Genomic DNA, 6483 nt, shown 5'->3' with positions numbered 1-6483 from the left:
CGCGGACCGCTACCCAGTCGCCGCGCCCGCGCTACCCAGTCGCCGCATCCGCGCTACCCGAAGCCCCGGCTAAACACGTTGGCGTGCGGTGCTCCGTCGCGCTCGATCCACACCGTCGCGTCGCCGTCGGAGACCTGCGGCCACTGTGCCGCATCCCCCTCCGGAGCGACACGGCCGTCGGCATCCACCCGTGTCGTGCGGCCCCCGATCCGCGCGCCCGCGATCGTTCCGCCCAGGACCGCCGCCGCGCGCACGAGCGCCTCGATGCCCACGCCGCCCGCGACGAGCGCGTCGAACGAGGCGATCACCTTGAGCGACGCGCTCGCTTCGGGATCGAGCGCGGTGAGCCTGCCGGCCAACTCCTGCATGGCGCCTCCTTGCGTGCGCCCAGCCTATGGCGGGTTCGCGAGGGCGGGCAGCGGCTCGGGCCGCCCGCCCCGGGGACGATCAGTCGAGGATGCGGCGGATCCAGTTGTCTCGGGCCGCGGTCATCTCCTGCGCGAGACGGGACTGAGGCGCGAAGCCCTCGAACGCGTGGTATCCGCCCGGCCACACGTGCAGCTCCGCGTCGCCGCCGTCGGCCCAGATGGCGGTGGCGTACGCGACGTCCTCGTCGCGGAACACCTCCGCACTGCCGCAGTCGATGAACGCCGGCGGCAGACCGCTCAAGTCGGTCGCGCGCGCCGGCGCGGCGTAGATCGAGACATCGTCGGTTCCCCGCCGGTCGCCGAGCGGAGCCGTCCACCCGGTCACGTTGCTGCCGCGATCCCACACTCCCACGCCGTCGATCTGGACGGTCGAGACCGTGCTGTCGCGGTCGTCGATCATCGGGTACATCAACAGCTGGCCGCACAGGGCCGGACCACGACGGTCGCGGGCGAGCAGTGCCGTGCCGGCCGCCAGACCCCCACCCGCGCTGCCGCCCACGATGAGCAGGCGGCCGGGCTCGATGCCCAGCTCGTCGGCGTGCTCCGCCGTCCACACGAGGCCGGCGTAGCAGTCCTCGACGGGATACGGATCGGGGAACTCGGGCGCCAAGCGGTATTCGACCGTGACGGCGACGCCGTTGTACCGGTGCAGCCATTCGGCGAGCGCCGCGATGCCAGTCCATCGGTCGCCGATGATCATGCCGCCGCCGTGCGTGTGATAAAAACCGGGCCCCGTGCCGGTGCGGCCGGCGGCATGGACGACGCTCACGACGATGTCGTCGCCCTCGTAACCGGGGATCGTGACGTCGCGCGCGACGAGCCCCGCTGCCTCGAGGATCTCGCTCGGCGTCGGCATCCCGGGGATGACCGCTCCGCGCATCGCCGGGATCATCTCGGGCGTGATCGTGGGTGGCATCGCCTCGGCGAGGACGGTCAGCATCGCCTCGAGTTCGGGGTCGAAGCGCGGGCGCGGCATGTCGGTGGTCGTCATCAGAACTCCTTCGTTCGGATGGGTTGCGATCCATGCTCCCGGGCGCGAACTCCGCCTGGACCCGCCGCGCGGCGGAAAGCCCGGGGCATCCACCCGCCATCTGGCGCCGTATGAGCGGATGCCCCGGCCTTATCCTTTGACGCCGGTCGACGCGATCCCCTGAACGAACACGCGCTGAGTGAGCACGAAGATGATCAGCGTCGGCAAGGATGCCACGAGGGTTCCGGCCAGCACCACGTTTCGGAAGTCGAAACTCATCGTGTAGGCCATGAGACGGTTGACGGTGAGCACCACGGGGTAGAGCTCTTCGGACTTCAAGAGGGTCACCGGCCACAGGAAATTGTTCCACGCGTAGACGAACATGAACACGGCCAAAGTGACCATCGCGGGCTTGATGAGCGGTACGACGAACTGGAGCACGATCCGTATTTCGCCCGCACCGTCCACGCGCGCGGCTTCGATGATCTCATCGGGGACCCCCATGATGAACTGCCGCATCAAGAAAATGCCGAACGCGTTGGCGAGCCACGGAAGCATGACACCGATATAGCTGTCTCCGACGCCCATCGCGTTGACCATCGAATACAGCGGCACGAGTGTGACGACGGGCGGCAGGAACATCGTCGCGACGATCGCCCAGAAGATCGCATCACGCCCACGGAATGAGTGCTTCGCGAAGACGTATCCGGCGAAGACGCTCGTGATCAGCACCGACAGGGTGCTGCCGCCCGCGATGATCACGCTGTTGAGAAGCGACTGCGCGAACGGAACCGCCGTCAGCGCCGTCTCCATCTGGCCAAGCGTCGGATCTGCGGGAAACCACGTCGGCGGAATCTGTGAGAACTCCTGCGGTGTCTTGAACGACGAGATGACGAGCCAGTAAAGAGGAAAGAGCGGCACGACGGCGACCCCGACGAGGATCACGTAGAGCGCGACGCGCTGGATGCGGGGGCGGGCGGGCCGACGGCGGACGGCGGCGGGCTCCGGGATGACTGTCGCGGTCATCTGAGTCACTTTCTTCTCCTCACCACGAGGACGGCGATCGCGCCGACGAGTACGACGATCATCAACAGCGACACCGACAGCGCTGCGGCATCGCCCGCCTTGCCGTACTCGAACGCCGCACGTTGGATCTCGTAGGAGAGAACGTTGGTTGCGTTGGCGGGGCCCCCGCGGGTGAGCAGATAGATGGGGTCGAAGACCTGAATCGAGTTGACGACGGTCATGAGGAGCACGAAGAGCAGCGTCGCACGAAGCAGGGGCAGCGTCACCGACCACGTCTGGCGGAAGATGCCGGCTCCGTCGATCTTCGCGGCCTCGTAGAGCTCTTCGGGGATCTGCGTCAGCCCCGCCGTGATGAGGATCACGTAGTAGCCGAGCATCTGCCACACGTTGAAGATGACCACCGAGAAGAGAGCGATGCGTGGGTCGCTCAGCCATCCCGGCGATGGGAGCCCCACCGCCGTGAAGATGGCGGAGAAGGGGCCGTACCCGGGGGCATAGAGATTGCCCCAGACGATCACGACGGCGATGGTCGGAATGACGTAGGTGGCGAACAGCGCCACGCGGACGAAGCCCGCCCCCTTGAGCTTCGGGAAGTACAGCAGCATCGCCACGAGCGCAGCGAGCGGGACCGTGAAGACGACGGACAGGACGACGTAGGCGACCGTGTTCCAGATCGCCTGGAGACGCGTCGTGTTGGCCAGGAGCGCCTCATAGTTGCGCAGACCGACGAAATTCCAATCGCCCAGCGCTCGGAACACCGACCAGTCGGTGAAACTGATCACCACCGTGATGATGAGCGGAATCACCGTGAACAGGCCGATCACGAGGATGGTGGGGCTCAGGAACAGGGCCGACCAGAAGCCGACATGTTGCCGGCCGCCCGTGCGTCGGCCCCTGCGGCCGGTCGTGACCGTGACGGTCGCCATGCGGTCTCCTTCGATGTCAAGGCGCGGGGGAAGGGGCACCGAGATGCCCCTTCCCCCGAGCGGGTAGGGAACTCAGCGGGCGGCGGACAGTGCGGCGTTCACCGCGGCGTCGGCATCCTTCATCGCCGTGGCAGCGTCCTTCTGGCCGTTCAACAGCGCCTCCAGCTCCGTCTGGAGGGCAGTGGTCGCCTCGGCGACACCGTTGACCGTCGGGAAGGGCGTTGCGGTGGCCTGTGCCTCGACGTACGACGTGAGGAACGGGGTGTTCAGCTCAGCGGCGTGCGCGTCGAGGTCGCTGGTGCGGCTCGGCAGGATGCCCATGCCGACCAGGATGTCACCCATGGCCGACGAACCGGCCGCCCCCGAGTCCGGGCCGTTCAGATAGGTGAGGAACTCCCACGCGGCCTTCTGCTTGGCTTCGTCAGCCTTGCTGCTCACGACGTTGGCCCACGTGTACGAGATCGACGACGACACGTCGCCCGACGGACCGACCGGGATCGGTGCGCTGGCGATGTCCGAGAACCCGTCGCCCATCGCCGACTCGAGCGTCCCCTTCCACCAGTTGGCCATCACGATCATGCCGGTGAGGTTCTGCGAGAACGAGTCGAGATACGGACCGGTCGTGTTGGCATCGGCCGTCGACAGCGAGATGTCGGTGAGCCCCTTGTCCACGAGCTCTTCATAGAGGCGCGCGACTTCGAGCGCTTCGGGCGACGTCAAGGCCGATGCGGTGCCGTCTGCATTGAGGAACGATCCGCCGTTGGAGGCGAGCAGCGACAGGAAGGGGTGGACGACGCCGTTGCCCCACGCCGTGATGAAGCCGTACGGGTTCTTCACGCCCGCGCCCTTCAGCGCCGCCGCATCGGCGATGAGGGCGTCCCAGTCGGCGGGCGCTTCGCTGATCCCGGCCGCCTGGAGAAGCTCCGTGTTGTAGTTGAGCTGGTAGAGCGCGACCTCGTTCGGCACACCGTAGACGCTGCCCTCGGTGGATGCCGCGGCCGCGAATCCCGCGCCGTAGTTCGCGGTCACGTCAGCGGCGACGTCGGCCGGTGCCGGGCCGACGATCCCATCGGATGCCAGCTGGGGGAGCCAGGCGGTGTAGATGTTGGTGATCGTCGGGCCATCCGGGCCGCTTCCCTGAGTGGCCAGCGTCGAGAGCAGCTGATCGAACGGCACCGACTGAACCTTGATAGTGACATCAGGGTTCTCCGCCGTGAACGCGGCGGCCGCAGCCTCGAGCTGAGCCGTCTGCTCGGGCCCCCAATGGGTGAGGTACGTGATCTCGACGCCGCCGCCGTTACTCGGCGCGGACGAAGTGGTCCCGGCGCAGCCGGCGAGTGATGCGATGGCCACGAGGCCGATTCCGGCAGCGGCGAGCTGGCGTTTCCTGTTCATGGTGGTGCCTTCCTGTGTGAGTGCGACGTGACTGCAGCGAGGGTGAGAGGGGGGATCAGGGGCCCGCGAGGGTGAACTTCTCCGTGCCGGCGGACTTCAGCGCAACGGCCCGCTCGGCTCCCACGAGGCATCCCTTCACCGTCATGAGGGCCGAGTAGTAGTCAATGAACCGGAACCCGTAGGTCTCTCCCCGGGCGAATGCGTGCTCGCTGATGCCTTCGAGCCAGCGGTCGAAGGCATCGGGCGGGATCTCGATGTAGGTGTCGGCCTCGAACCCCTCCATGTCCTCCCAGTTCTCCGCGTGGAGGATCGTGGGCACGGTGTGACGGGGTGCCGAGATCTCCTCGCGCGGAATCGAGGCGAGGAAGACCGCACGCAGCGCGGCCTGGGCGGCACGCTCGTGATCACGGTGCATCGACGACAACCAGTGGGTGATGACGACATCCGGTCGCGCTTCGCGCAGGATGGCGGAGATGTGCTCGGCCACTTCTTCGTCGTCGGGGAGGAACCCGTCGGAGTAGTCGAGCACGTGCAGTTCGGCCCCGATCGCATCTGCGAAGAACTGCGCTTCGTGCAGTTTCTGGGGGCGGTACTCGCTCGGGGTGAGGCGGGGGTGTCCGCGCTCGCCATAGGTGCAGTCGATGATGATGGCGCGCCCTCCTTCGAGAACGACCTTGGCCAGCACGGGACCGGCCATCAGTTCGGCGTCACCGATGTGACCTCCGATTGCAACGACTGTTTTGTTCATCGGGCTCTTCCTCTCACAGCTCAGCGCTGAGGATGTCGAACGTCCGGGTCGCGATGAACCCGGTCTTTGCGTACAGGCCAGATGCCGTCGATCCCTCGTCGGCCCACAGGAACCACGCCGAGTGGGCGCCGAGGGCGACCATGTTCTGCATCGTCAGGTGCAGGATGACTTTGCCGAGGCCGAGGCCGCGGCTCGACGGCAGGACTCCGAAGGGCCCGAAGCGTTCGATCACCTGTTCGTAGGTGCCGTGCTGCGCCCACCCGATCAGGGCCCCGGCCGGATCTTTCGCGATGATGATGCGTTCGAGCGGCAGGGAGCCAGCCACCACTCCTTCTCGGATGGCGCGGGCCCAGTCGGAGTTGAACTCTGTGCCGGCGAGCCGGATCAGGGCGACGAGATCGTCCGACGTCGGGTGACCGAGGTACCACCCGGCCTTGCGGAGTTCGGTGATGCGGTCGGCGACGTCATCGGGAACGGCGTATCCGATGAGGGTGCGGTCCATCGCACTCGGGTGTTCGAAGCGGGTGAAGCCGAGCGAAGCGAGGAGCGCGGACGCCTGGGGATAGCGGTCGGCGTCGAGCCCGGGGAGCACGTAATTGGGGGTGTAGGCGGAGAACACGACCGTCGATCGATCGTGCGTCCGGAGCCAGTCCATGGCCGCAGTGACCAGAGTGCGCCCGAGCCCGCGACCTCGGGCGGAGGGCACGACGAAGAAGAACGGAATCCAGCCTGTGTCGGGCTCGAGATCATCGCCGTCGTGGGCGACGGTGCGCCGCACAGCGTAGGACGCGCCGACGATCTGGCCGTTCTCTTCCGCGATGAACAGGCCGGTCTCGTCGAAGTTCCGATCGAGCAGGATCACATCGCGCAGACGCGTGGGGGTGATGGCGTCTTGGGGTGCGGCGGCCGTCCACGCGGCAGCCAGATCGTTCAGATCGCCGGCACGAAAGCGCCGGACGAACGGACCTGCTGAGCTCACGAAAGCCCTCT

The 6483-nt window shown here is 67.1% G+C and carries 7 protein-coding genes; all 7 read right to left on the bottom strand.

The window, feature by feature from the left end:
- Positions 1-53: 53 nt before the first annotated feature.
- The 7 genes from ACPYN4_RS15090 to ACPYN4_RS15060 all read right to left on the bottom strand — a co-directional run bounded on the left by ACPYN4_RS15090 (position 54) and on the right by ACPYN4_RS15060 (position 6472).
- Entirely contained in the window at positions 54-368 is a 315-nt protein-coding gene (locus ACPYN4_RS15090) for a hypothetical protein (protein ID WP_424446826.1), read from the bottom strand.
- Positions 369-447: 79 nt separating this feature from the next.
- Positions 448-1419, bottom strand: a complete 972-nt coding sequence (locus tag ACPYN4_RS15085; protein WP_424446825.1) for an alpha/beta hydrolase — start codon at positions 1417-1419, stop codon at positions 448-450.
- A gap of 129 nt (positions 1420-1548) precedes the next feature.
- Positions 1549-2424: a carbohydrate ABC transporter permease gene (locus ACPYN4_RS15080; protein WP_424446824.1), complete on the bottom strand. Its 876-nt coding sequence runs from the start codon at positions 2422-2424 to the stop codon at positions 1549-1551.
- Positions 2425-2429: 5 nt separating this feature from the next.
- Complete coding sequence (locus ACPYN4_RS15075) at positions 2430-3350, bottom strand: carbohydrate ABC transporter permease (RefSeq protein WP_287270906.1); 921 nt, start codon at positions 3348-3350, stop codon at positions 2430-2432.
- Positions 3351-3422: 72 nt separating this feature from the next.
- On the bottom strand, positions 3423-4745 hold the full coding sequence (locus ACPYN4_RS15070) for an ABC transporter substrate-binding protein (protein ID WP_287270907.1): 1323 nt from the start codon (positions 4743-4745) through the stop codon (positions 3423-3425).
- A gap of 55 nt (positions 4746-4800) precedes the next feature.
- The gene (locus tag ACPYN4_RS15065; protein ID WP_287270909.1) at positions 4801-5493 is read right to left on the bottom strand and encodes a PIG-L deacetylase family protein; all 693 of its coding nucleotides are present in this window, start codon (positions 5491-5493) and stop codon (positions 4801-4803) included.
- A 13-nt stretch (positions 5494-5506) separates the two neighbouring features.
- On the bottom strand, positions 5507-6472 hold the full coding sequence (locus tag ACPYN4_RS15060) for a GNAT family N-acetyltransferase (protein WP_287270910.1): 966 nt from the start codon (positions 6470-6472) through the stop codon (positions 5507-5509).
- Between the last annotated feature and the right edge of the window lie 11 nt (positions 6473-6483).

Source organism: Microbacterium sp. CH-015 (assembly GCF_049707015.1).
GTDB lineage: Bacteria > Actinomycetota > Actinomycetes > Actinomycetales > Microbacteriaceae > Microbacterium > Microbacterium aurum.
Note: the sequence above shows the minus strand (reverse complement) of the source record. Positions and strands in the feature narration are given on the sequence as shown.

Bases quoted from the DNA above. Each gene is read 5' to 3' on its own strand.
- ACPYN4_RS15085 (WP_424446825.1), bottom strand. From the start codon at position 1,419: ATGACGACCACCGACATGCCGCGCCCGCGCTTCGACCCCGAACTCGAG.
- ACPYN4_RS15075 (WP_287270906.1), bottom strand. From the start codon at position 3,350: ATGGCGACCGTCACGGTCACGACCGGCCGCAGGGGCCGACGCACGGGC.
- ACPYN4_RS15080 (WP_424446824.1), bottom strand. From the start codon at position 2,424: ATGACCGCGACAGTCATCCCGGAGCCCGCCGCCGTCCGCCGTCGGCCC.
- ACPYN4_RS15090 (WP_424446826.1), bottom strand. From the start codon at position 368: ATGCAGGAGTTGGCCGGCAGGCTCACCGCGCTCGATCCCGAAGCGAGC.
- ACPYN4_RS15070 (WP_287270907.1), bottom strand. From the start codon at position 4,745: ATGAACAGGAAACGCCAGCTCGCCGCTGCCGGAATCGGCCTCGTGGCC.
- ACPYN4_RS15065 (WP_287270909.1), bottom strand. From the start codon at position 5,493: ATGAACAAAACAGTCGTTGCAATCGGAGGTCACATCGGTGACGCCGAA.